This is a genomic window from Rubrobacter marinus, from assembly GCF_011492965.1.
GTDB classification, from domain to species: domain Bacteria; phylum Actinomycetota; class Rubrobacteria; order Rubrobacterales; family Rubrobacteraceae; genus Rubrobacter_F; species Rubrobacter_F marinus.
This window is the reverse complement of record NZ_CP045121.1, coordinates 1,718,235-1,741,742: the sequence shown is the minus strand read 5'-3', so window position 1 is coordinate 1,741,742 and position 23,508 is coordinate 1,718,235. Positions and strand designations below refer to the sequence as shown.

General features: G+C 70.4%; 20 protein-coding genes and 3 pseudogenes. 13 read left to right on the top strand and 10 right to left on the bottom strand.

Annotated elements, in window-relative coordinates; genetic code table 11:
* Window positions 1-218: 218 nt before the first annotated feature.
* From GBA65_RS24175 to GBA65_RS08830, 3 genes and pseudogenes are all read right to left on the bottom strand, one after another.
* Entirely contained in the window at window positions 219-860 is a 642-nt protein-coding gene (locus GBA65_RS24175; protein ID WP_228281773.1) for an SDR family oxidoreductase, read from the bottom strand.
* A 316-nt stretch (window positions 861-1,176) separates the two neighbouring features.
* A pseudogene (locus GBA65_RS26305) lies at window positions 1,177-1,989 on the bottom strand (alcohol dehydrogenase catalytic domain-containing protein); the annotation flags it as partial.
* Window positions 1,990-2,217: 228 nt separating this feature from the next.
* Window positions 2,218-3,678, bottom strand: a complete 1,461-nt coding sequence (locus GBA65_RS08830; protein ID WP_166396254.1) for an Nramp family divalent metal transporter — start codon at window positions 3,676-3,678, stop codon at window positions 2,218-2,220.
* Window positions 3,679-3,996: 318 nt separating this feature from the next.
* Here GBA65_RS08830 and GBA65_RS08825 point away from each other — a divergent pair, with 318 nt between their 5' ends.
* The 8 genes and pseudogenes from GBA65_RS08825 (at window position 3,997) to GBA65_RS08790 (ending at window position 11,036) form a co-directional block, all read left to right on the top strand.
* Window positions 3,997-4,785: a DeoR/GlpR family DNA-binding transcription regulator gene (locus tag GBA65_RS08825; RefSeq protein WP_166396253.1), complete on the top strand. Its 789-nt coding sequence runs from the start codon at window positions 3,997-3,999 to the stop codon at window positions 4,783-4,785.
* Window positions 4,786-4,835: 50 nt separating this feature from the next.
* Window positions 4,836-5,574, top strand: a pseudogene (locus GBA65_RS26300) (SDR family NAD(P)-dependent oxidoreductase).
* Between the two features lie 137 nt (window positions 5,575-5,711).
* Window positions 5,712-6,119, top strand: a complete 408-nt coding sequence (locus GBA65_RS26295) for a four-carbon acid sugar kinase family protein (RefSeq protein WP_407691053.1) — start codon at window positions 5,712-5,714, stop codon at window positions 6,117-6,119.
* Between the two features lie 354 nt (window positions 6,120-6,473).
* Window positions 6,474-6,830 carry a nucleotide-binding domain containing protein gene (locus GBA65_RS26290; RefSeq protein WP_166396252.1) on the top strand — a complete coding sequence of 119 codons (357 nt, stop codon included), beginning with the start codon at window positions 6,474-6,476 and terminating at the stop codon, window positions 6,828-6,830.
* Between the two features lie 34 nt (window positions 6,831-6,864).
* Window positions 6,865-7,833 carry a 4-hydroxythreonine-4-phosphate dehydrogenase PdxA gene (gene pdxA, locus GBA65_RS08805; protein ID WP_166398419.1) on the top strand — a complete coding sequence of 323 codons (969 nt, stop codon included), beginning with the start codon at window positions 6,865-6,867 and terminating at the stop codon, window positions 7,831-7,833.
* A 4-nt stretch (window positions 7,834-7,837) separates the two neighbouring features.
* Entirely contained in the window at window positions 7,838-8,719 is an 882-nt protein-coding gene (locus GBA65_RS08800; protein WP_207956266.1) for an alpha/beta fold hydrolase, read from the top strand.
* Window positions 8,720-8,759: 40 nt separating this feature from the next.
* A complete protein-coding gene (locus tag GBA65_RS08795) occupies window positions 8,760-10,010 on the top strand; it encodes a nickel pincer cofactor-dependent isomerase, group 22 (RefSeq protein ID WP_166396251.1) in 1,251 nt (416 codons plus the stop codon).
* A gap of 219 nt (window positions 10,011-10,229) precedes the next feature.
* The gene (locus GBA65_RS08790; protein ID WP_166396250.1) at window positions 10,230-11,036 is read left to right on the top strand and encodes a cyclase family protein; all 807 of its coding nucleotides are present in this window, start codon (window positions 10,230-10,232) and stop codon (window positions 11,034-11,036) included.
* Between the two features lie 3 nt (window positions 11,037-11,039).
* On the opposite strand, the gene GBA65_RS08785 is transcribed toward GBA65_RS08790, so the two are convergent.
* The 3 genes from GBA65_RS08785 to GBA65_RS08775 form a co-directional block, all read right to left on the bottom strand.
* On the bottom strand, window positions 11,040-11,234 hold the full coding sequence (locus GBA65_RS08785; RefSeq protein ID WP_166394802.1) for a hypothetical protein: 195 nt from the start codon (window positions 11,232-11,234) through the stop codon (window positions 11,040-11,042).
* Window positions 11,235-11,303: 69 nt separating this feature from the next.
* Window positions 11,304-11,633: a cupin domain-containing protein gene (locus GBA65_RS08780; protein ID WP_166396249.1), complete on the bottom strand. Its 330-nt coding sequence runs from the start codon at window positions 11,631-11,633 to the stop codon at window positions 11,304-11,306.
* Between the two features lie 59 nt (window positions 11,634-11,692).
* Window positions 11,693-12,109, bottom strand: a complete 417-nt coding sequence (locus GBA65_RS08775) for a DUF2000 domain-containing protein (RefSeq protein WP_207956265.1) — start codon at window positions 12,107-12,109, stop codon at window positions 11,693-11,695.
* A gap of 90 nt (window positions 12,110-12,199) precedes the next feature.
* On the opposite strand from GBA65_RS08775, the gene GBA65_RS08770 reads away from it, so the two are divergent.
* Both GBA65_RS08770 and GBA65_RS08765 read left to right on the top strand, forming a co-directional pair.
* Window positions 12,200-13,054, top strand: a complete 855-nt coding sequence (locus GBA65_RS08770) for a TrmB family transcriptional regulator (protein ID WP_166396248.1) — start codon at window positions 12,200-12,202, stop codon at window positions 13,052-13,054.
* 112 nt (window positions 13,055-13,166) lie between these two features.
* Entirely contained in the window at window positions 13,167-13,646 is a 480-nt protein-coding gene (locus tag GBA65_RS08765; RefSeq protein WP_166396247.1) for a hypothetical protein, read from the top strand.
* A 25-nt stretch (window positions 13,647-13,671) separates the two neighbouring features.
* On the opposite strand, the gene GBA65_RS08760 is transcribed toward GBA65_RS08765, so the two are convergent.
* From GBA65_RS08760 to GBA65_RS08750, 3 genes are all read right to left on the bottom strand, one after another.
* Window positions 13,672-14,163: a hypothetical protein gene (locus GBA65_RS08760; RefSeq protein ID WP_207956264.1), complete on the bottom strand. Its 492-nt coding sequence runs from the start codon at window positions 14,161-14,163 to the stop codon at window positions 13,672-13,674.
* Window positions 14,164-14,377: 214 nt separating this feature from the next.
* Window positions 14,378-15,472, bottom strand: coding sequence for a spore photoproduct lyase family protein (locus tag GBA65_RS08755; protein ID WP_166396245.1), 1,095 nt, complete (start codon window positions 15,470-15,472; stop codon window positions 14,378-14,380).
* An 86-nt stretch (window positions 15,473-15,558) separates the two neighbouring features.
* Complete coding sequence (locus tag GBA65_RS08750; protein ID WP_166396244.1) at window positions 15,559-16,461, bottom strand: polysaccharide deacetylase family protein; 903 nt, start codon at window positions 16,459-16,461, stop codon at window positions 15,559-15,561.
* Window positions 16,462-16,869: 408 nt separating this feature from the next.
* Here GBA65_RS08750 and GBA65_RS08745 point away from each other — a divergent pair, with 408 nt between their 5' ends.
* From GBA65_RS08745 to GBA65_RS08735, 3 genes are all read left to right on the top strand, one after another.
* On the top strand, window positions 16,870-18,261 hold the full coding sequence (locus tag GBA65_RS08745) for an amidase (protein ID WP_407691080.1): 1,392 nt from the start codon (window positions 16,870-16,872) through the stop codon (window positions 18,259-18,261).
* A gap of 161 nt (window positions 18,262-18,422) precedes the next feature.
* Window positions 18,423-18,842 (top strand): GAF domain-containing protein, encoded by a 420-nt coding sequence (locus GBA65_RS08740; protein WP_207956263.1) that lies wholly within the window; start codon window positions 18,423-18,425, stop codon window positions 18,840-18,842.
* A 496-nt stretch (window positions 18,843-19,338) separates the two neighbouring features.
* Window positions 19,339-22,146 carry a PAS domain S-box protein gene (locus GBA65_RS08735; RefSeq protein ID WP_166396241.1) on the top strand — a complete coding sequence of 936 codons (2,808 nt, stop codon included), beginning with the start codon at window positions 19,339-19,341 and terminating at the stop codon, window positions 22,144-22,146.
* Window positions 22,147-22,171: 25 nt separating this feature from the next.
* Here GBA65_RS08735 and GBA65_RS08730 read toward each other — a convergent pair.
* Window positions 22,172-23,430, bottom strand: a pseudogene (locus GBA65_RS08730) (4-hydroxybenzoate 3-monooxygenase).
* Window positions 23,431-23,508 lie beyond the last annotated feature (78 nt).

Below are 23,508 nucleotides of genomic sequence, written 5' to 3'. Positions count from 1 at the left end.
ATACCATATGCTAAATAGCATGGGGTTGCAAATTCCAACCGCTCCCCAAACCATGCTTGGCACCCCGGGCGCCGTTGGTCTGCACGGTCTCGCGCCGCGCCACCGCCGGCCGGGCCTCCGCGGTGGAGCCCCAGCCGGCGGTAGTCCCTAGGCCACCCGTTCGCGGCTCGGGATGGAGGCGGCCGCCGGGGTGGGGACTCGTCGGCGGCTCGCGAGGGTCATCGTCCCGGCAACGGGGGGCTCGCGGTCGAGCTCTTGCCGAGGGCTTGAAGCCGGGTCGGGAGGATGGTGAGCTCCGGGACGTAGGCGCGCGGCGGCAGGGTGGCGAGGAAGAGGCAGGTGGCGGCGACGTCCTCGGGGCTGAGGCTCGCGGCGCGTATCTCGGGGCTCGGCGGCTCGGGGCGGTTGTCCAGGATGGGGGTGTCCACGATGCCGGGGTTGACCGAGGTGAAGCGAACCCCGTTGGCGTGCTCCTCGAAGCCCGCCGCGTGGGCGAACTGGCTCATCCCGGCCTTGGACGCGCCGTAGGCCGGCCCGGACATGTCCGGCCAGGCGCCCGAGACGCTGCTCACCAGGATCACGAGCCCCCCCGAGGCGCGCAGGTAGGGCAGCGCGGCCCGCACGGCGTAGAACGCCCCGGAGAGGTTCACGGCGAGCAGGTTCTCCCAGACCTCCGGCGTCAGCTCCTCCAGGCGGCGCCCCTTCACGTTCGTCCCGGCGGCGCAGACGAGGACGTCGATGCCGCTCTCCTCCCCCACGCCCACGAGCGTGCGGCCGACCGCCTCGGCGTCGGTGACGTCGAGGGCGTGCGGCACGAAGGCGCCGGAGCTTATCCGTCCCTCCCCGGCCCCCTCCTCCATCGACGCCCGGCGACGGGCGGCGCCGTGGACCTTCGCCCCACGTCGGCGAAGAGGTTCGCTGTCGCGAGCCCGATCCCGCTGCTCGCCCCGTCACGACCGCGGTCTTCCCGAGAGCGGCGTAGGTTCCGTCATCGAGCCCCCCGGCGAGAAAGACCTTTATCTGCGCGGTGGGGCCCCGCACGAGGTCGGCGAAGGCCGACGGCCCCTCCTCCAGCGGGAGGACCGGCGGGAGCTCCCCGATCCCGGCCCGCCCCTCGACGAGCCAGGCGAGGGCCTGCTCGTAGTCGGGCGCCGTGTAGGCGTAGGAGCCCTGCACGGAGATCTGGCCGCGCACGACCCCGTGGAACCCGAGGGAGGTCTCGTCGTCGTGCAGTCCCACCATCACGGCCCGCCCCCCGGGGCGCAGCAGCCCGATCGCCCCCCGCCGCGTCGCCTCCGCGCCCACGGCGTCCACGACGAGATCCGCCCCCAGGCCGTCCGAGCCGGCCCGCAACTCCTCCCACGCCTCGTCCGGCGTCGCGTGTGCCGCGCCCGCCCCGAGGCCGAGGGCCGCCCGGCGGCGCGCCTCGTGCGGCTCGACGACGCGCACGTCCGGGATGCCGGAGAGGACGGCGGCCTGCAGGCACATCAGGCCGATGGTGCCCGCCCCGATCACCACGGCGCTCTCGACGGGCTCCTCGCCCGCCGTGCCGAGCCGGACCGCGTGGACCCCGTTAGCCAGGGGCTCGGCCAGGGCGCCCACGCGGGGCGCGTCCGGGAGCCCCTCCGGCAGCGGGTAGGCGTTGCGCGCGGGGACGCGGACCCTCTCGGCGAAGCCGCCGGGGTGGTGGATGCCGATAAGGGTGCGCGCGGGGCAGAGATTCGTGAGCCCCTTCCGGCAGAGCCGGCAGGTCTCGTCCGAGGCGAGGGGGTTGACGGCGACGACGCGCCCCACGAGGCCCCGGTCCACCCCCTCCCCCACCTCGACCACGGTCCCGGCGAACTCGTGGCCCATCACCAGCGGCGGGGTGCGGTTCCCCATCTTGCCCAGGTACCCCTCGACCTCCGAGCCGCAGATCCCGGCGGCATCCGGGCGCACGACGAGCGTCCCGCGCTCGACCCTCGGCTCCGGGACCTCCTCGACTGCCATCTCCTCCGGACCGTTCCAAACGACCGCCTTCATCGGGTTCGGCCTCCTCTCCTTCAGAAGTCGCTAGTCAGGATCGCAAGATCGTGGCCGGGCCACGCGTACCCGCGATAGCTTCGGGCCGCCCTAGTCGAGCAGCCCGAGAAGGTACGCGATCGTTGCCAGCACGGCGAAGACCGTGAGGGCCACGAGCAGCCGCAGCCAGAGCAGCTTGAGCAACCGGCCGCGCCCCTAGCCCCCGAAGAGGTTCGTCCTGATCACGTCGTACAGCAGCAGGATCGAGAAGAACGAGAAGAACACGGAGATCACGTACATGATCACGAGCCGCGCGCCCTTGAGCTTGATCGGCTCCGGCAGCCCGCTGGTGTTCAGCTTGATCAGCATCCACGAGTACAGCGCCATGACGACGCCACCGCCCGAGGCGGCGATGATGAGGAGCAAGAGCGGCTGGTCGAAGCCGGAGAGCAGGATGATGGAGCCCGCGACGATCATGAGCCAGACGGTCGCGACGTAGACGCGGCTCTCGGTGATGGCGTGGCTCTCGCGGAAGAAGCTCACCTTCAGCGAGTCGGCGACGACGCGGCTGACGTAGTCGATGATCCCGAGGTTCGTGGAGAAGAGGATCGCGAAGGCGGCGACGTAGAAGAAGACCCCGAACCAGTTCCCTATCCTCTCGCTGAGTACCTGAGCCTCCGTCTGCAGGAACGTGGTGTCCGCGGCGTCGCTGGTGATACCCAGCGAGGCGACCACGACCGAGAGACCGATGAGCGTGATGAGGCCGATGGCGTAGAACGTGAGGAGCTGCTCGCGGTTGGCGACCTTCCACCAGCCCCTCCAGCGGCGCATGTTCTCCTCGTCGGTCTTCATCATGTACCCGAGGGAGGGGGCGGCGACCTCCTCGCCGGTGATCGGGGAGACGAGCCGCGGGATGCGAGCCCCCATGCCCATCCCCTTGTCGCGGATGTAGTTGCTCTGGGTGAGGTTGTTCGCGCCGCCGGCCCCGGCGAAGGCGATCGCACCGAGAAGCGTGGCGATCCCGAGCTGGCTCAGGGCGCTCGGGAAGTTCGCGACCCCCGAAGGCGCCTCGGTCACGATCCCGGCCCACGCCGACGCGTTGGTGGCGAAGACCAGCGCGACGACCATGAACACCGCGATGATCCCGACCAGCACGAACTGGACCTTCTCGACGGTCTGGTAGATGACCGGCGAGACCGTTATCGCGACGCCTATGGCGATGAGCCCGATGATCGCGAGTATCGGCACGGCCCCCTCGCCGAAGCCGAAGAGGTAGGAGAGCACCGTCGCCCCTCCCGTCGCCCACCCGGGCCACGCGTTCGGTAAGAACGCCCCGAGGACGAAGATGATCCCCCACGGCTTCCAGTAGCGCGTGAAGCCCACGACCGCGGTCTCCCCGGTCGCCAGGGTGTAGCGCTCGATCTCCATGTTCAGGAAGTACTGCATAGAGAACCCGACGAACGCGAGCCACAAAAGCCCGATCCCGACCTGCGTCGTGATGTAAGGCCAGATTATGAGCTCGCCGGACCCGAGAGCCGTCGCGAGCAGCACGACGCTCGCCCCCACGATCTTTCTGAGCGGCAACGGCTCCGGTAAGTCCCGATACTCGACCCCCGGTAGGTACTTGGTCGGTAGCTCGGAGGCTACCTGCCCGGGACGCTCGACGACGTCAGCCATGCTTGCAACTCCTCCCTTTGATGCCCTTGTCCCGTCTGGCATGTTAGCGAAACGCTATATCCGTGTCAAAAACCATCAGCAGCGCGCAATTCGGTCCATTTTCGAGCACCTTCGATGCTCGAGATGCCAGGCTCCGCCGCGCGGCGAAGCCCGCCGCGCGGCGGAGCATTCGCCGGAGGAACGCCCGGATGCTCGGCGCCGAGGGCCGTGTGTTCGGTTGTGGAGGGGAGCCGGAGTCCCCTGCTCGAATCTGGCGGCTGGTGCGGGGCTGTGGTAGCTTGCGGCTCGGGAACAGGGGCATGCAAGAGGGGAAGCGCCGTGCAGAATGGCGACGGGGACAGGAGGATACCGGCGCAGCGACGGGCCGAGGTACGGGGGCTGGTGAGCCTGCGCGGGTCGGCCTCGGTCTCGGAGATCGCCCACGCGCTCGACGTCTCCCCCTCGACGGTACGCCGCGACCTCGGGGCGTTGGAGCGCGAGGGCTTCCTGCGCCGCTCGCGGGGCGGGGCGGTGACCGTCGAGCGCACGACCTCCGAGCTCCTCTTCAAGGACCGGCGGCGCCACAACCGCCGGGAGAAGGCCAGGATCGGGGAGCACGCGGTCTCGCTGCTCGAGGCCGGGCAGAGCGTCATCTTCGACTCCTCCTCGACCGTGCTCGCGGCGGCGGAGGCGCTCGGGCGCAGGAGGCTCCCCATCACCGCCGTCACGAACGACGTCGCGATCGCCTCGGTGCTCGCGGAGGCCCCCGAGGTCGGGGTGGTCATCCCGGGCGGGGAGGTGAGGCGCGGTTCCTTTACGCTGCTCGGGCCCCTGCTCGGGTCTTTCTTGAAGGGGCTGCACGTCGACGTGGCGCTCCTCGGGATGCACGCGATCTCCGGCGACGTCCTGAGCGAGTCAAGCCTCTCGGTCGTCGAGGCCAAGCGGGCGATGGTCGGGGCCGCCAGACGGGTGGTCCTGCTCGCCGATCACAGCAAGTTCCGTCCCCCCGCGTTCTTCGAGGTGGCCCGGGCGGGGGCAATCCACGACCTCGTCACCGACGAGGGGACCCCGGAGGCCGCCGTGGAGGCCATGGACGCCTCCGGCCGGCTGCGCGTACACATCGTCTAGTTTAGAAAGGCGGCATCTTGGCTGAAGAGAGCACACGAGGGTTGGGCAGGCTGCAGGGCAAGGCCGCGGTCGTCACCGGGGCGGCGAAGGGGATCGGGCGGGCGACGGCGGAGCTTTTCGCGCGCGAGGGCGCGAGCCTCGTCGTGACGGACGTGGACGGGGACGGGCTCTCGGAGCTCGGCGCAGAGCTCGAGCGGGCGGGGAAGCCCGCCGAGGCGGTCGTTGGGGACGTCTCGAAGCCGGAGGATGCGCAGACCATGATCCGGGCCTGCGTCGACCGTTTCGGGGGGATAGACGTGCTCGTCGCGAACGCGGGCGTCATCCCGCTCAACAACATCGTGGATGCGACCCCGAGGATTGGGACCACGTGATGGCCGTCGACGGGCGGGGATGTTCCTCACCTGCAAGTACGCCATCGAGGCGATGCTGGACCGCGGGTCCGGCGGCTCCATCGTCTGCCTCTCGTCCATCTCCGGGCTCGCCGGGCAGAAGGACCAGTCCACCTACGGCCCGGCCAAGTTCGTCGCCTCCGGGATCACCAAGCACCTCGCCGTCGAGTGGGCGGACAGGGGCATAAGGGTCAACGCCGTGGCGCCCGGCACGATCGCGACCGAGGCCGTCGCCTCCCTCCCGGAGAGCTACAAGGCGCCCATGAAGGAGGCCCACCCCGTAAAGCGCCTCGGCGAGCCCTCCGAGGTCGCCGCCGCCATCCTCTTTCTCGCCTCGGACGAGGCCTCGTTCGTGACCGGGGCGATCCTGCCCGTCGACGGCGGGTACCTGGCTCAGTGAGCCGCCGGCGTTCGACCCTCCGCAAGGGGAGGAGCGGGTCGCCCGCGGCGGCCGGCGGGTGAGCGCGGCGCGAGGGGCCGGGGCCGAACGCGGGTGGCCGTGATAGCCGACGACCTGACGGGGCGGCGGACACCGGCGTGCAGCTCGCCCGCTGCGGCTACCGGACCGCGGTCGTCTTCCGAGGCTCCGATCCCCGGCCGGCGGGGAGTTGGACGCCGTCGCCGTGGACACGGACTCGCGCGCGATGCCCCCGGGGTTCGCCGCCAGGCGCGTCGTGGAGGCGGCGCACGCCGTGCGGGGCGCGGGCGTCGTCTACAAGAAGATCGACTCGACCCTGCGCGGCCCGATCTCCGCCGAGCTCTCCGCGGCCCTCGGGCGACGGGGCGGGAGAAGGCGATCGTGGCGCCGGCCTTCCCCGGGCCGGCCGAACCACGAAGGGCGGCGTCCAACTCGCCCGCGGCGTCCCCGTCCACGAGACCGAGGCGCGCAAGGACCCGCGTGCCCCGTCCACGAGGGGCACCTCCCGACCCTGCTCGAAGAGTTGAGCCCCGTCCACTCCCTGAGCGTCGAGGATCTCGCGAACCCCGGGGAGGTCCGCCGCGCGCTCGCGGGCGCCCGATGCGTCGTCGCGGACGCGGAGGAGGAGGGGCATCTGGAGGCGCTGGTGCGGGCGGTGCCGGACCCTTCGGCGGTGCTCTGGACGGGCTCGGCGGGGCTCGCCCTCGCCTTCGGCAGGGTGCATCCGGGACCGCGCAGCGGGGGGCCCTCCCCCACCCTCGAACCCGCCCGCGCGGTGCTCGTCGTCGTCGGTTCTCTCAGCGGGGTCTCCCGGGGCAGCTCCGGCGGCTCGCCGGGGAGCACGAGGCGGTGCCCGTCGGGGCGGGGCGGTCGAGGAGGCGGTGGTCGCCGCGCGCGGGGCGCTGTCGCGGGGGCGGCACGCCGCGGTGTACTCGCCGGAGGATCGGGGCGCCGATGCCGGGGAGGTCGTGGAGACGCTCGCCGGGGTCGTGGCGCGGCTCTCCGAAGAGGGGATCTTCGACGCGCTGGTCCTGACCGGGGGGGACACGGCGGTCGGGGTGGCCCGGGGGCTCGGGGCGTCCGGGATACGGCTCGTCGGGGAGGTCGGGGCGGGGATTCCGGTGGGGACCCTGATCGGGCCGCGTCCCTACCCCGTGGTTACGAAGGCGGGCGGGTTCGGGGAAGATGGTACGCTCGCGGACATCGTCGAGGCGCTCACGCGCGACGGGAAGGATTGAATTGCAGACGACGCCACCCCTCGTAGCGGTCACGATGGGAGACCCCGCCGGGGTAGGACCGGAGATCGTCGCCAGGACCTTCGCCGACGAGGGTTTCCGCGCCGAGAACCGCGCCCTCGTCGTCGGGGACACAGGGGTCATGGAGCGCGCGGTCTCGCTCCTCTCGCTCCCGCTGGAGGTCAAAGGGATCTCCGAGCCGGAGGAGGCGACTTTCGAGGAGGGGACGGTCGACGTGGTCGCGGCGAGCGAGCTCCCCCGCGACCTGCCCTTCGGCGAGCTCGACGCGCGGGCCGGGGAGGCGGCGTACCGGTACCTCGAGAGGGCGATAGAGCTGGCGAGCGCCGGGCGCGTGGCGGCGATCGCCACGGCGCCCCTGAACAAGGAGGCGATGCACCTCGCGGGGCACCGCTACCCGGGGCACACCGAGATCCTCGCCGGCCTCACCGGCACGCGGGACTACGCGATGATGCTCGTCACCCCCGAGCTCAAGGTCATCCACGTCTCGACGCACGTCGCGCTTAAAGAGGCGGTGGAGCGGGCGACGACGGAGCGGGAGCTCGCCGTGATCCGCCTCGCGCACGCCTCCTTGCGCAAGCTCGGGGTCGAACACCCCAGGGTCGCCGTCGCGGGCCTGAACCCCCACGCCGGGGAGAACGGCCTCTTCGGGACGGAGGACGCAGAGCGGATAAGGCCGGCGGTCGAGAGCGCGGCAGACGAGGGCATAGACGCCTCCGGCCCCTGGCCGCCGGACACCGTGATGATGCGCGCCCGGCGGGGCGAGTTCGACATCGTCGTGGTCCAGTACCACGACCAGGGGCACATCCCCATCAAGCTCATGGGCTTCGACACCGGGGTCAACGTCACCGTCGGGCTCCCGTTCTTCCGGACGAGCGTCGACCACGGCACCGCCTTCGACATCGCCGGCACCGGCAAGGCCGACCACAAGAGCATGCGCGCGGCCCTCGACCTCGCGCGTACCCTGGCCGAGGCCGGAGAGGAGTAGGGGCGTGACCGAACCGTCCTGGAACCACAGGTACGTCGAGGCCAACGGCATCCGGATGCACTACGTTCGGCACGGGACGGGGACCCCGATCTTGCTGCTCCACGGCTGGTCGGAGTTCTGGTACGTATGGCGCAAGAACGTAGCGCCGCTCGCCGAGGCCTTCGACGTCGTCGTCCCGGACCTGCGCGGGTTCGGGGAGACGGAGAAGGTCCCGTTGCCCGACCCGCCGAGCCGGCTGCTCGACGACCTGGTGGAGGACCTTCGGGGGCTCGCGGACGCCCTGGGGTTCGAGAAGATCGGGCTCGTGAGCCACGACGTCGGGTCCTCCGTGGCGCAGCAGTTCGCGCGCCGCTACCCCGAGCGCCTGACGGGGCTGTTCTTCTTCAACTGCACCTACCCCGGGATCGGGAGGCGCTGGGCCGAGCCGGAGAGCGTGGCGGAGATCTGGTACCAGTCGTTCCACCGGCAGCCGTGGGCCCAGGAGATCGTCGGGGAGAGCCGGAGGACCTGCGGGATCTACCTGAAGCACTTTCTCGACCACTGGGCCCACGAGCCCGGCCTCTTCGACGCGGCCCTCGACCTCTGGGTGGACAACTTCATGCGCCCCGGCAACCTGCGCGGCGGCTTCGACTGGTACGTGAGCACGGGCGAAGCCCGCATGAAGCTGATGCGCGAGGGGGCGCCGGAGCTGCCGAAGATAGAGACGCCCGCGCGCTTTCTGTGGGGGGAGAGCGACCCCATCCTGAAGGTCCGGTGGGCCGACAGGCTCGGGGAGTACTTTGCGGAGTTCGAGCTCACGCCGGTCCCGGAGGCCGGGCACTTCGTCCACTACGAGAAGCCGGAGCTCGCGAACGCGGAGATCGCGCGGTTCTTCGGGTCGTTGTAAGGTTGGTCGCGGGGGACGGCGTAGCGGAAGGAGTCCCAGGGTGGAGTTTCCGAGGGTGGTCAAGATAAGGCAGAGGTTCCCGAGGCCCCGCGTCGGCGACGTGGAGGCGAGGCTTCGGGAGGAGGTGGAGCGCGACGAGATCGCCTCCCGCGTCCGTCCGGGGATGGAGATCGCGCTGACCGCCGGGTCCCGGGGCATCGCCGAGATAGACGTCATCCTCCGCTCCCTCGTCGCCATCCTCGAGGAGATGGGGGCCGAGCCGTTTATCGTGCCGGCGATGGGGAGCCACGGGGGGGCTACGGCCGAGGGGCAGGTCGAGATCCTCAGGAGCCTCGGGGTGACGGAGGAGCTGTGCGGGGCGCCGATCCGGTCTTCGATGCACGTCGTGCAGCTCGGGGAGACGGCGCGCGGCGTGCCGGTGTACATGGACAGGATCTCCCACGAGTCCGACGGCGTCGTGGTGGTGAACAGGGTCAAGGCCCACACGGATTTTCGCGGGCCCTGGGAGAGCGGCCTGCTGAAGATGGCCTCCATCGGCCTCGGCAAGCACAAGCAGGCCCTCGCCCTTCACGGCTACGGCGTCGAGGGCATCCGGGACTTTATGGTCGAGGTCGGCCGCGAGGTCGTCGACTCCGGGAAGGTCCTGTTCGGCGTCGCGTCGGTCGAGAACGCCTACGACGAGCCGGCGCTCCTCGAGGCGATCCCGCCGGGGGAGATCCCGCGCCGCGAGGAGGAGCTGCTGGCGGAGTACAAGGGGCTGATGCCGGAGATTCCGGTCGCGGAGATCGACGTCCTCTTCGTGGACGCCCTTGGCAAGAACTACTCGGGGACGGGGATGGACACGAACGTCATCGGCCGCTTCCGCATCCCGGGCGAGGAGGAGCCCGAGAGGCCGCGGGTGAAGTACGTCGTCGTCGGCGACGTGAGCGAGGAGTCGCACGGCAACGCCCTCGGCGTGGGCCTAGCCGACCTCACGACGCGGCGCCTCTTCGAGAAGCTCGACCTCGCCGCGATGAACGCCAACGTCCTCACGAGCACCTTTCTGGAGCGGGCCAAGATCCCGATGGTCGTCGAGAACGACCGCGAGGCGCTCTCGGCCGCCGTCCGCTGCAACTGGGGCGTCCCGCCCCCGGAGACCCGCTTCGTCCGCATCCCGAACACCCTCCACCTCGAGCACCTCTACGTCTCCGAGCACCTGGTGGACGAGGTGACGCAAAGCGCCGGCGCCGAGGTCGTCTCGGACCCCGAGCCCCTCCGCTTCGACGACACCGGCAACCTGGAGGCCTTCTAGCCCGTGCGCAACTGGTTCGGGGCGAGAAGGGGCCGAACGAGCGCTGCGGCCCGTGCGAGGCTCCCGTCCGCTACAGGGACGAACCGGTGGCGCTCACCCGAACGCCGAGGGGGCCGAGGCGTCGGGGGTGGAGGTGTTGCGGAGCGGCGTGGACGCGCTGCGGCGGGACGCTGGAGACCGCTGCCCCGCCACTCAGGCCCGAAAACAATCCGAGGAGGCATGATGGACCCCAAAACGCTGTCCGGTGCGAACGTCGTGGATCTCTCGGTGACGCTCTCGGAGCGCCTGCCGGGGACGTGGCCGGGGCACATGAGGTACGCCCACAAAAACTGGAACTGGTTCGCCGAGGCCGAGGGACCGACGGGCAAGACCATCAGCGCCGCCCCCTACCAGACGAACTTCGTCCTCATAGACGAGCACTGCGGCACCCACTTCGACGCCCCCACCCACTTTATCCCGCCCGAGGGGTCCGGCCTTCCCTACGCCAGCGCCCTGGGCGCGGAGACCGGCGACAAGGTTCCGGTCGGGGACCTGATGGGCCCGGCGGTGGTCGTGGACGTGCGGTTCCTGGCCGAGGAGGGCGAGCCCGGGGTGAGCCCGTTCATCACGGCGGACCACCTGCGCGCCTGGGAGGAGGAGAACGGCCCCATCTCGGCGGGCGAGGTCGTGCTGCTCAGGACGGGGTGGGATCGGTTCTACGTCGAGGGGGACGAGGGGCTGAGGTTCATGCACGGCTCGCTCGTGACGGGGGACGCGCCGGGATGGCCGGCCCCGTCGCCGGACATGGCGATCTACCTGCACGAGAAGGGCGTCACGACGATCGGCATAGACGCCCCCAGCATCGGCTCCGCCCACGACGGCGTCCCCGTCCACCAGGAGGGCCTGAGCCGGGGCCTGCGCTACGTGGAGATCCTGACGAACCTCGGCGAGCTCCCCACGCGCGGGGCCTTCTTCGTCTTCCTGCCCCTGAAGATCGCCGGCTCCTCCGGAGGCCCCGGGAGAGCCGTGGCCTTTCTGCCGGGCTAGGGGTTACCTGCGGCGCCGCCCCGCGCGCACGCCGGCGGAACACAACGCAGCCCCGGCGACGAGCACCACCGCCCCGACGACGGCCCAGAACGCCTGCCCGGTCATGAAGCTGCCGGGCAGGATCCCGACCCCCTGCAACAGCCACGTCCCGCCCACGACCACCATCAGCCCGCCCAGGATCAAGAGTACCCACCGCACGCGCCCAGCCTCCTCCCGTATGGTCGCCCCCACTCTACGCCCGCCCGAACGGGAGCACCAGCACGCCCCCTACTTCGGTGCGTACCTGTCGGGCTCCTGAAAGACCTCGACGAGGGCGGTCCCCGCCGCCACCCGCGCGGCGTGCTCCTCGCCCGCGGCTATCTCGTAGGTCTCCCCCGGGCCGAGGACGCGCTCCTCCCCGCCCTTACGCAGCTCGACGCGCCCGGCCAGGACGATGCCGTACTGGGCCCCGTGCGAGTGCGGCGTCACGTCGAGGTCCTTCGTCGCCACGAAGAAGACCGTCTGGCCGCGCGGACCCGAGAGCAGCCGCCCCTCCAACCCGTTGAACGGCGCGTCGACCTCCGGCAGGTCGCCGATCCAGGCCGGAAAATGATCCATGAGCTCTTCCTTTCGCTCTCGTTCCGAGGCGTTATTCGCGCTTCGCGAGCGCCCCCGATCTACCTGAGCAGCGGCAAGCTGCCGGTGAGCTTGTTGACGGCCCTCTTCTCGCCGTAGAGCGCCACGCCGAGGTACCCGAGCCCGTCCCCTCGCGTGGAGGCCATCCGGTCCTCGTACTCCTCGTACGTCCTCGACGACTGGGCGGTCTCCGTGACGTCCACGACGAGCAAGTCCTCCAACGCGGCCGCCCTCACCCGTACGCTCTTTATCGCCTCCTCGTCGGCCTTGAGGACGGGGATCGGTATGCGGACGAGCCCCGCGTGCCTCTCCCCCGACCCGTCCACCACGTCCGGCCCGACGAGGGCCTCCACCCTGCGTCCCAGCGTCGCCGCCAACACCCCGGCCGCGTTCACCGCGAGCCCCACCGGCAACGACCCGGAGATTACCATTACGCACTTGACCGCCCCGTCGTCCACCCACCCTCCTTTTTAGTGACTACTGTAGTAGCTACCCCAAGGTAACAGGGTGGTTTGGCAGGCGCAAGCGGGTGGACTATAGTTGGGCGCATGGAAGGTTCTCCCCTGATCCCGGCCCTCGGGGACCTCGGGTTCACCCCGTACGAGTCGAAGGTCTACCTCGCGCTGTTGAGGGAGTCGCCCCTGTCCGGGTACGGCATCGCGCGTGCGTCGGGGGTGCCGCGGTCGAAGGTCTACGAGGTGTTGCGGGGGATGGTCGGGCGGGGCGAGGTGCTGGTAAGCCACGGGGATCCGGTCCGCTACGCGCCGCTGCCGGCGCGGGAGTTGATCCTCGCGCGGCGCCGCAAGGCCGAGGAGTCGCTAAGGGTGGCGGAGGAGGGTCTGGAGCGGTACGCGGCCGAGACCAACCCCTCGGAGCTTATCTGGGACATCACCGGGCGGGCGGAGATACTGGCCCGGGCCCGCGAGGTGATCGGGAGGGCCGAGGGGAGCCTCTTGCTCCAGGTGTGGAGGGAGGACGCGCCGGAGCTCCGCGACGACCTGGCCGAGGCCGCGGGGAGGGGCGTCGAGGTGACGGTGGTCGCCTACGGGGAGCCGGACTATCCCTTCGCGAGGATCTACCTCCACGACCTCGCCGAGGAGATCACGAAACAGTTCGGGGGACGTTGGATCATCTTGAGCGCCGATGCGAGGGAGATCGTGGCGGGCATCGTCTCGCTCGGGGGCGAGAGCCGCGCCGCGTGGTCCTCCCACCCCGGCATGGTCGTCCCGATCACCGAGCAGATAAGGCACGACCTCTACATCGCCGAGATGCTGCTCTCGCACAGGGAGACCCTCGAAGCGAGCTTCGGGCCGAGCCTCGTGCGCCTGCGCGAGAAGTTCGGCGGCGCCCCGATCGCCGGCGTCGCGTCGCTGCTCGAGACGAGGGTAGACGACGGAGCGTAAGGCTCGACCGCCCGAAGTTCTTAACAAGCCGTTACCGAAATGAAGCCCTGCTGCCTTAGCATTATCGTTGCTTGGGGACTGGAAGCCTAGTCCGGGGACGGGAGGAGTTACGGTGGCTTACGTGGACCTGCGGGAACGGGGTGGCGGGGAGCGGCGCCGGGGGGGCGGCGGGTCCGGGCAGGCGTTCGTCGGAGAATCTCGGGTCCCGCTCGCCCTGGGCCTGACCATCCTCCTTCCGGCGCTGGTTGCCTCGTACGCGGCGCTCGCCCGAGCGCCGGGGCTGTGGCTGGCGCTGGCGTGCTGGCTCCCACCCGCCGCGCTCCTGCTGTGGGCCGCGTGGCGCCCTCGCGGTACTCGCGGCCCGTCGGGTTTCGGGGCCGAGAAGTCGCTGCTGCTCGCGCTCCGGGACTCGGGCGGGGCGATCACGCCCGTCGGGGCGGCGCTGGAGACCCCGCTCACGGTCGGCGAGGCGGAGGGGATGCTTCTGAAGCTCGCCAACGAGGGGCACCTGCGCGTCGAGAGCCACGACGGCGCCCTGTACTACGTCCTGCCCGCGGACCGGCCACCGTCCGGACCGCTGGGACGGTCGTAGCCCGGGCTTCGGGGAGCGGCTTCCGCTACCCCTCCGAGCTCCAGGTCAGGTTCAGCGTGCCGTACTGCGTCTCGGCCTCCTGCTCGGCGACGACCTCGCCGTTCGCGAGTATCTCGATCTTCAGCACGCCGTCGTAGTTGCCGTTAGGCTTGGCGAAGGACGCGTTGACGACGTCGAAGCCGGACTCTCGCAGGTCCACCGTGAACTCGACGGGCTCCCCCTCCAGCAGCCCCTCGGCGTACTCCGAACCGTCGAGGTTCCCGTAGCTCCCCGCGTAGACCGTCCCCTCCGACCCCGACAGCCTCACGGTCGCCGTGCGCACGGAGGCCTCTGCGTCGCCCCCGGTCTCCTCGGGGGCCGTCGCCTCGACGGTCTCCGCGGGCGCCGCCTGCTCCGCCGGCTCGGCGGGCGGGCTTCCGGCCCCTTCCTCCTCCGAGCCGCAGCCCGCGAGCGCCGCCCCGAGGGCGAGCGCGAACAAGATCGGCAACAAGGCCCGGGCACGCGCGCCGCTCACCACCCCTCAGGCCCTCCGCGTTCCCGCGAGCACCCCGCAGGCCAAACCCCGCTCCTCGACAGGCAAAACAATCTCCGCTCCCGCCCTCATGATGGCATCCTCTCGAATCTTCCGAACCGTAATGCGCGTTAAGCTACCACACCAGCGAGGGAGTCTCCGAAGGGTGGGATCCGGGTCGAGGGCCTCGCGCTCGGGCGGAGACGCGCTCCGCGCGACGCTAGAAGGCGTAGCGGACGGTGCAGTACGGTAGGTGCTCGGCGAGCATCCCCTCGAAGAGCTTGACCATCCTGCCCTTCTTGCCCGTGCGGTAGCGGACGTTCGGGGCGCCGTTCTGGGAGACCTTGCGCTCCTGGAGGTCGGGGGTCCACAGAAGGTCCTCGGCCTTCGGGTGCCAGCCGAGGTTGACCTCGTGGAGCCCGGCGTTGTGCGTGAGGAAGATGACCTCGCAGGCGAGCTGCGCCTTCGCCCGCGTGGAGAGGGCGTCGTCGAGCTGGGCGAAAAGCTCCGTGTAGTCGGCGCGCCAGCCCTCGTAGACGATCACGGGGCTGAAGTTGACGTGCACCTCGTAGCCCGCCTCGACGAAGTCGTTGATCGCCGCGATGCGCTCCCGGACGCGGCTCGTCCTCACGTCCACGACCTTCGAGATCCCCTCGGGCATGAGGCTGAACCGGATGCGCGTCTTGCCCTGCGGGTCGTAACCGAGGAGGTCGCGGTTGACGTACTTCGTGGCGAAGGAGGCCTTGGCGTTCGGCAGCTCCTTGAAGAGGTCGACGATGTCCCTCACGTTGTCGCTCACGGTGGCGTCGACGGAGCAGTCGCCGTTCTCGCCGATGTCGTAGACCCAGAATCTCGGATCGACCTGGTTCGGCTCCATCTTGAGGCCCTGCCTCTTCGCGTGGCGCTCGATGTTGCCCATGATCCCCCCGATGTTCACGAAGGTGGTAATGGGGTTGGCGTAGCCCTTGCGGCGGGGGACGTAGCAGTAGGCGCACGCCATCGCGCAGCCGTTCGAGTGGGAAGGGGCGATAAAGTCCGCGCTCCTGCCGTTGGGGCGGCAAGAGAGCGACTTCTTGACGCCGAGGACGAGGACGCCGCGCTTGATCCCGACCCAGTCGCCGACGAGACCCTCGTTGCCGTGAAGGCCCTTTATGTTCCAGTGGGACGGCACCTCGACGCGCTCGGCGTCGGGGAAGCGCGCCAGGATCTCACGCCCCCGCTCGTAGGCGGCGACGTCCGGCTCGTGGAAGATCCTGCCTATCTCCAAAAGCGGGCGCGCCCCGCGCGTCCCTGCCCCCCGACCCCGTTCCTCCATCCTCGGAGTCTACGCCGAAACGTAGGTCCCTACGGGGTGAGGGATCACGAACCCGTCGCGGGGCAAGCGCACGCTCGGAGATTTTCCTAGGTAGGGCTGGGGACGGCGTCTTCGCGGGGCCGGCGCCGGGCGAAGTCGTCGGCGATCTCTTCAAAGGTCGCCCACTTCACGCCGTCGTGGCCGTTGATGTACTCGATCATGCGCTCGAGCATCAGGAGGACCTGCGGGCGGCCGGAGACGTCAGGGTGGATCGTGAAGGCGTAGACGGCGTAGTCCATCTCGCGGTGGACCCAGTCGAACTGGTCCCTCCACATCTGCTCGATGTCCCTGGGGTTGACGAAGCCGTGGGAGTTCGGCGAGCCCTTTATGAACATCATCGGGGGCAGGTCGTCGAGGTACCAGTTCGCCGGGATCTTTATGAGGTCGGTCTCCTCGCCGCGCACGAGCGGCTTCATCCACTCCTCGGCCTTCTTGGAGTAGTCGATCCTGGTCCACTCGTCGCCGACGCGGGCGTAGTAGGGGGTGAAGTCGTCGTGCTGGAGGGAGTGGTCGTACTTGTAGCCGAACTCCAGGAGGAGCTCGTTCGTCGTGTTGGAGGGCTCCCACCACGGGGCCACGTTTCCGACCGGCCTCTTGCCGGTGAGGTCGTCCACGAGCTCGATGCACCTCTCTAGCACGTCGCGCTCCTGCTGCGGGGTCATGGCGACCGGGTTCTCGTGCGAGTAGCCGTGCGTCCCGACCTCGTGCCCGGCGTCCACGACGGCCTTCATCTGCTCGGGGAAGGTCTCGATGGAGTGGCCGGGGATGAACCACGTCGTCCGGAGGTCGTACTTCTCGAAGAGCTTCAGGAGCCGCGGGCTCCCGACCTCGCCGGCGAAGAGGCCCCGCGAGATGTCGTCGGGCGAGTCCTCTCCCCCGTAGGAGCCGAGCCATCCCGCGACCGCGTCGACGTCGACGCCGAAGGCGCAGTAGATCTCTTTTTCGGCCATCCTTCCCCCTCCCTCACGGTTTCTCGACGGCCGGCATTCTACAAGAAACCCCCTCAAAGAAACCCGGCAGACGATGAGCTCCAGGCCGCCGACCAGCACCGCCGAGACCGTGACCCGCGTTCCAAGGAGAGGACCGTCGCTGTCGCGAGCGACGAGGAGCGCTGCCCCCTGACCCCGCTACACGGCGGAGGTCCCGCTGGGGGCGGTTTCGGCGGTCGGCGGTCGCTTATATGATGGCCGGCGTCGTGGAAGGTCCCTCCGACCGGCGGCGCCACGGTGCGGGAGCCCGTGCCGCGGGGTGCGCGGTCGTCCGGGGGGCTTCTTCTCGGGTCCGGGAACGAGCGGGCGTCGCGTGATCGCGGGCCTCGCGCGGGGAGGTACGGGTACTTGGCGGACGAAATCTGTTCTATGACGGCCACGGAGCTTGCCGGGCGGATCCGGCGGGGCGAGCTGTCGGCGACCGAGGTGATGGAGGCGCACCTGGAGAGGATCGAGGCCGTCAACCCCCGGATCAACGCCGTCGTCACTCTCCTGCCGGAGCGGGCGATGGAGGGGGCCCGCGCCGCGGACGAGGTGCTCGCGAGGGGCCTGCCGGTCGGGCCCCTGCACGGGCTCCCGGTGGCTCACAAGGACCTCGCGCTGACGCGCGGCATCAGGACTACCTTCGGCTCCCCCATCTTCGCGGACTTCGTGCCGGAGACGGACGCCCTGATCGTGGAGCGGCTGAGGGCGGCGGGCGCCGTCACGGTCGGTAAGACCAACACCCCCGAGTTCGGCGCGGGCTCCCAGACCTTCAACGAGGTCTTCGGGGAGACGCTCAACCCCTACGATGCGACGAAGACGAGCGGCGGCTCGAGCGGCGGCGCGGCGGCGGCCCTGGCCTGCGGGATGCTCCCCATCGCCGACGGTAGCGACATGGGCGGCTCCCTGAGAAACCCGGCCTCGTTCTGCAACGTCGTGGGCCTGCGGCCCTCCCCCGGCAGGGTCCCGACCTGGCCCGACGTCGCGCCGCACCCCCTCTCGGTCGAGGGCCCGATGGCCCGCACCGTCGAGGACGTGGCCCTCGTGCTGAGCGCCATCGCCGGCCCGGACCCGCGCTCTCCCCTCTCGATCTCCGAACCCGGCGGCACCTTCGCCCGGCCCCTCGACCGCGACTTCCGCGGGGTGCGCGTGGCGTGGAGCAGGGACCTCGGCGGGCTGCCGGTGGACGTCCGGGTGACGGGGGTGGTCGAGGGCGGGCGCCGCGTCCTCGAGGCCCTGGGCTGCGCGGTGGACGAGGCCGAGCCCGACCTCGCGGGCGCGGACGAGGTCTTCAAGATCCTGCGCGCCTGGCGCTTCGAGCTGGCCTACGGGGAGCTTTTGAAGAAGCATCGCGGGCAGATGAAGGACACGGTGGCATGGAACATAGAGGAGGGGGCGCGCCTGAGCGGCCCGAGCGTCGGGTGGGCAGAGCGACGGCGCGTTGAGCTCTACCACGCGGCGCGCGAGTTTATGGACGCCTACGAGTTTCTGGTCCTGCCCGTCGCCCAGGTGCTTCCTTTCGACGTCGGGCTCCGCTACCCCACGGAGATAGACGGGGTGGAGATGGAGACCTACATCGACTGGATGAAGTCCTGCTACCTCGTCACCGTCATGGGCCTACCGGCGATCTCCGTCCCCTGCGGCTTCACCCCCGAGGGGCTGCCCGTGGGCCTGCAGATCGTGGGCCGCCCCCGCGACGACCTGGGCGTCCTGAGGCTGGCCCACGCCTTCGAAAGTGTCACAGGACACGGCAAGCGTCGCCCGCCCGTCGTTAATTGACGTGGCGGTATCCGTTTCGTTGGCAACTAAGATGCCGAACGAGCTAAAATATCCGGGTCTCGCAAAGAAACAGGTCGTTTGTAGGCTCGCGGGCGTCTGCTCGTATCCCTTTGGAGGTGGATTTGTCGAGTCGAGAAACGAGGGTTCCGCCGCAGGAGGTCGTGGAGAGCGTGCTCGCGTCGGCGAAGGAAGCTCTCGACATGGACATCGCCATAGTCACGGAGTTCGTCGACGGGCGGCTGGTCTTCCGGGCGGTGAGCGGGGACGCCTCCTCGTTCGGCTTCGAGGAGGGAGAGAGCATCCCCCTGGAGCACTCCTACTGCAAGCGCGTGATGGAGGGCAGCCTGCCGGGCGTTATCGCCGACGCCGCCAACCAGGAGATCGTGCGCGACCTCGAGATGACGCGGGAGGCCGCCATCGGCGCCTACGCGGGCTTCCCGCTCGTGCTCTCCGACGGTCGCCCCTACGGCACGCTCTGCTGCCTGAGCCACTCGTCCGACCCCTGGCTCGCCGAGCGCGACCTCGAGCTGATGGCCAAGCTGGCCCAGGAGCTCGTCCGGCGGCTCGAGGACGAGGAGTAGCCCCACCCGCAACGAGCATCCCCGGCCCGACCCTACAAGGTACCGTCCGGGGGCTCCGCGGCGACGCATCACGCGTCGCGATCGGGTAACGGGCCGGGCGCGCCGTCCCCCTCGCGGGCGCGCAGAAGACGTGGTCACGGCCCTTATCCTGCCCCATAATAGAAACGACGAGGGGGCACCGTTCCCCCCGCCCCTCAGGTGGGACCGCAGAGGACCACCGGGACCCGGACGCCGTCCGGGAGGGGCCCGCCGGACGGGGGCCGAAGAAGAGGTACGGTTTGAGCAGAACGGCACGGCCGGACACAGGTTCTCCCCGTGTACCCCCCGCACGGCGCGCGCGGGAGACCGACCGGCTCGGCCCGCTCGGGGCCAGGGGGCGTCCCCGGAGGGCGGGGACGCCCGCGTTCGCGAGCCGCGGCGCTCTCCCCGTCGACCTGCTCGCCTTCGCGTCCGTTCGGTGCGGGAGGGTCGGCAGCGGCGTCACGGAGGAAGTATTGTGAACGCGCGGCGGCGGGGGGTCGCGGGCGAGACGCCGCTCAGGGTGCTCATCGTGGAGGACTCGCCCGACGACGCCCTGCTCGTGGTCATGGAGCTGCGCCGCGCCGGCTACGGGGTGGTCTTCGAGCGGGTGGAGGACCTGGAGGGGGTCGAGGAGGCGTGGCGGCAGGCGCTGGAGCGGGGCGAGCCCTGGGACGTCGTGCTCGCCGACTACTACCTGCCGCGCCTGCGGGCGCCCAAGGCGCTCGAGTTTCTGCGCCGGGTGAGCCCCGAGACGCCGTTCGTCGTCGTCTCGGGCAACGTGGGCGAGGAGCTCGCCGTCGAGGCGATGCGCGAGGGGGCCCGCGACTACGTCTCCAAGAGCAACCTGGCGCGGCTGGCGCCCGTCGTGGCCCGGGAGCTCCGGGAGGCGACGGTAAGGAGGGAGCGCGCGTACGCCGAGGCGGCCCTCAAGGCGAGCGAGGAGCGCTACCGGACCTTTGTCGCCCAGAGCACCGAGGGGATCTGGCGGATGGAGGTCGGGACACCCGTCCCCGTGGACCTGCACGAGGACGAGCAGATCGAGCTCTTCTACCGCCACGGCTACCTCGCCGAGTGCAACGACGCCGCCGCGCGGATGTACGGCTACGAGAGGGCGGAGGACCTGATCGGGGCGCGCCCCGGCGACCTGCTGCCCCGCTCCGAGCCGTCGAACCTCGAGTTCCTGAGGGCCTGCGTGCGCTCGGGGTACGCGCTCTCCGACGCGCCCTCGGTGGAGACCGACCGCGAGGGGAACGTCAAGTACTTCCTCAACAACCTCACCGGCATCGTCGAGGACGGCCGCGTGACGCGGGTGTGGGGCACGCAGCGAGACGTCACCGGGACCAGAAAGGCCGAGGAGGACCTCCGGCGCTCCCTCAAGGAGCTCTCCGACCTCAAGTTCGCGCTGGATGAGTCGGCGATCGTCGCGTTCACCGACCAGCGAGGCAGGATCACCTACGTCAACGACAAGTTCTGCGAGATCTCCGGGTATTCCAGGGAGGAGCTTCTCGGGCAGGACCACCGGATCATCAACTCCGGCCACCACCCCGAGGAGTTCATCCGGGGCCTTTGGCGCACGATCGCGAACGGCGGGGTGTGGCGCGGGGAGCTCAAGAACAGGGCGAAGGACGGCTCGATCTACTGGGTCGACACGACGATCGTGCCGCTCCTCGACGAGGGGGGCAAGCCCCACCAGTACGTCGCGATCCGCTACGAGATCACCGACCGCAAGAGGACGGAGGAGGCCCTGGCGCAGAGCGAGGAGCTCTACCGCTCGGTGGTCGAGCAGGCGGCGGAGAACATCTTCCTCGTGGACGTCGAGACGAAGCGCATCCTGGAATCGAACGCCGCCCTGCACGCGTCTCTGGGCTACACGGCCGAGGAGATGCGGGGCATGACGCTCTACGACCTTATCGGCCACGACCGCGAGAGCATAGACCGCAACGTCACCTGGACCGTCCGCGAGGGACGCCGCTTCGTCGGCGAGAGGCGCTACCTGCGCAAGGACGGCTCCGTGGTCGACGCCGAGGTGAGCGCGAGCGTCATCCCCTACGGGGACGGCGAGGCCCTCTGCGTCGTCGCCCACGACGTGACGGAGCGCTTGCGGGCGGAGGAGGAGGCGAAGACCAGGGCCCGCCAGCAGGCGCTCGTCGCCGAGCTTGGCCGCCGCGCCCTCGCCGAGCCCGACCCCCGCGCCCTGATGGACGACGCGGTGAGGCTGGTCGCGGAGGCACTCGACGCGGAGTACTGCGAGGTGCTCGAGCTCCTGCCCGAGGACGGCGAGCTCGTGCTCGGCGCGCGCGTCGGGTGGGACGAAGACGGCCCGGACCTCCCCGACCCGGGCCTGCTGGAGCGGGCGTACGAGGCGCTCGCCTCCGGCCGCACCGTCGTGGTCGAGGACCTGCGGGAGGAGGCGGGTACTGCCGGCTCGCCGGCGGTCGAGGGGTACGGCATCGTCGGCGGGGCGACGGTGGTCATCCACGGCGAGGACCCCTTCGGGGTGCTCGGGGTGCACACCAGGGAGCGCCGCGCCTTCACCGAGGACGACCTCAACTTCCTCCGCTCCGTCGCGAACGTGCTCGCCGCGGCGGTCTCGAGGAGGCGGGCCGAGGAAAAGCTCACCGAGACCAGGGAGGCCGAGCGGCGCAGGATCGCCCGCGACCTCCACGACGGCGTGCTCTCCGACCTCGTCTACGCCCTGCAGGGGATCCAGATAAAGCAGGCGCTCTCCGGGGACGGAGGGGGCGACGGCCTCGAAGAGACCGCCGAGGCGATCCGGCGCTCCGTCGAGGGCCTCAGGGTCGCCCTCTTCGAGCTCCGCCTCGGGGAGGAGCTGGACAGCTCGCTCGCCCAATCGCTCGGCTCCCTCGTGCAGCTCAACCGCCGCATGTCCCGCAAGGAGTACGAGGTCGAGCTCCGCGTGGGCCACGACCCGCCGGGCTGGATCCCGGAGGAGGCCGCAAGGCAGATCGTCCGCGTAGCCCAGGAGGCCCTGAACAACGTCCGCCGCCACTCGGGGGCGCGCCACGCCCGGGTCGAGCTGGACCTGATCGGCGAAGAGCTGGTCCTCTCCGTCTCCGACGACGGCCGCGGGTTCGACCCCGGCGGCTCGGCCTCGGGCGGCCTCGGTACCGACTCGATGCGCCAGCGGGCGCGCGAGCTCGGCGGCGAGCTCGAGGTCGAGTCCGCCCCGGGGAGGGGAACCCGCGTCGCCCTCCGCGCCCCCCTCTCCGCGCTCGGGAGGGGCGCGACGCTCCCGGCGGACGACGGGAGAGAGGGCGCGTAGCCCGCAGGGTCTCTAGCCGCCTCCCCTAACGGAGCGCGTCCTGCGGCGCGGGCTCGTCCGCGCTCGCCGCGGACTCCATCGGCAGGCCGACGTAGTTCTCGGCGAGGGACGTCGCCGCGGCCCGCGAGGAGCTGACGTAGTCGAGCTCGGCGAGCTGCATGCGGTAGCGGAAGTCGTCCTCGTCGTGGAAGCGGTGCAGCATCGACGTCATCCACCACGAGAAGCGGCTCGCCTTCCACACCCGCCTCAGGCACGTCTCGGAGTACGAGTCCAGCGCATCCGTCGCGCCGGAGGCGTAGGCCTCGGCGAGCGCCCTGGCGAGGACGCGGACGTCGGCGACGGCGAGGTTCATGCCCTTGGCGCCGGTCGGCGGCACGATGTGCGCGGCGTCGCCGGCGAGGAAGAGCCTGCCGTGGCGCATCGGCTCGCAGACAAAGGAGCGCATCTGGACGATGCTCTTCTGGAAGATCTCGCCTTCGGTGAGCGTCCACTCGTCGGTGTCGAGGCGGGCGTGCATCTCCTCCCAGATCTTCTCGTCCGGCCAGTTCTCGACGGAGTCGTTCGGATCGCACTGGAAGTAGAGGCGCTGTATCGTCGGGGAGCGGGTGCTCACGAGGGCGAAGCCGCGCTCGTGGAGGCAGTAGATCAACTCCTCCGTTGCGGGCGGCCCCTTCACAAGGATGCCGAACCAGCCGAACGGGTAGGCTCGCACGTGCTCCTTGCGTACCCCCTCGGGGACGAAGGATCGGGACGGCCCGAAGAAGCCGTCGGCCCCCACGACGTAGTCGCAGACGAGCTCCTCTTCCTCCGCGTCGTCGCGGAAGCGGATCTCCCCGGCCTCGGGGTCGAGCTTCGCGCCCCCGCGGAAGCGGACCTTGGGCTCGTCGGTTTCGAGGTCCCGCAGGCCGGTGGCGGCGGTCTCGAAGAGGATCTGCCCCCCGGCGTCCAGACGCGCGGCGTTCAGGTCCTTGACGACCTCCTGCTGGCCGTACACCACGATGCTCCGTCCCGTCAGCCCCGTCAGGTCGATGCGGTGCCCCCGGCCGCCGAAGCGCAGCTCGACGCCGTGGTGGACCGCCCCGATCCGGTCCATCCTCTCCCCTACTCCCGTCTCCCGCAGAAGCTCCGCCGTGCCGTGCTCGAGAACGCCGGCGCGGACCGTCGTCTCTATCTCCTCGCGTCCCCTGAGCTCGATCACGACCGACTCGATCCCCGCAGGTGCAGAAGGTGCGAGAGCAACAGCCCCGCCGGCCCGCCGCCCAAGATGCCTACCTGAGTCCTCATTCGTTGCCTCCTTGAACGGGTGTCGTCCCCGCTCGCTCTCGGTGCCCTCCGTTCGGCCCTCTACGTCGCGCTTCTTTG

Excerpts from the sequence above, each read along its gene's own strand:
- GBA65_RS24175 (WP_228281773.1), bottom strand. The coding sequence starts at position 860 with ATGGAGGAGGGGGCCGGGGAGGGACGGATAAGCTCCGGCGCCTTCGTG.
- GBA65_RS08830 (WP_166396254.1), bottom strand. The coding sequence starts at position 3,678 with ATGGCTGACGTCGTCGAGCGTCCCGGGCAGGTAGCCTCCGAGCTACCG.
- pdxA (WP_166398419.1), top strand. The coding sequence starts at position 6,865 with ATGGGAGACCCCGCCGGGGTAGGACCGGAGATCGTCGCCAGGACCTTC.
- GBA65_RS08790 (WP_166396250.1), top strand. The coding sequence starts at position 10,230 with ATGATGGACCCCAAAACGCTGTCCGGTGCGAACGTCGTGGATCTCTCG.
- GBA65_RS08780 (WP_166396249.1), bottom strand. The coding sequence starts at position 11,633 with ATGGATCATTTTCCGGCCTGGATCGGCGACCTGCCGGAGGTCGACGCG.
- GBA65_RS08770 (WP_166396248.1), top strand. The coding sequence starts at position 12,200 with ATGGAAGGTTCTCCCCTGATCCCGGCCCTCGGGGACCTCGGGTTCACC.
- GBA65_RS08755 (WP_166396245.1), bottom strand. The coding sequence starts at position 15,472 with ATGGAGGAACGGGGTCGGGGGGCAGGGACGCGCGGGGCGCGCCCGCTT.
- GBA65_RS08750 (WP_166396244.1), bottom strand. The coding sequence starts at position 16,461 with ATGGCCGAAAAAGAGATCTACTGCGCCTTCGGCGTCGACGTCGACGCG.
- GBA65_RS08745 (WP_407691080.1), top strand. The coding sequence starts at position 16,870 with ATGACGGCCACGGAGCTTGCCGGGCGGATCCGGCGGGGCGAGCTGTCG.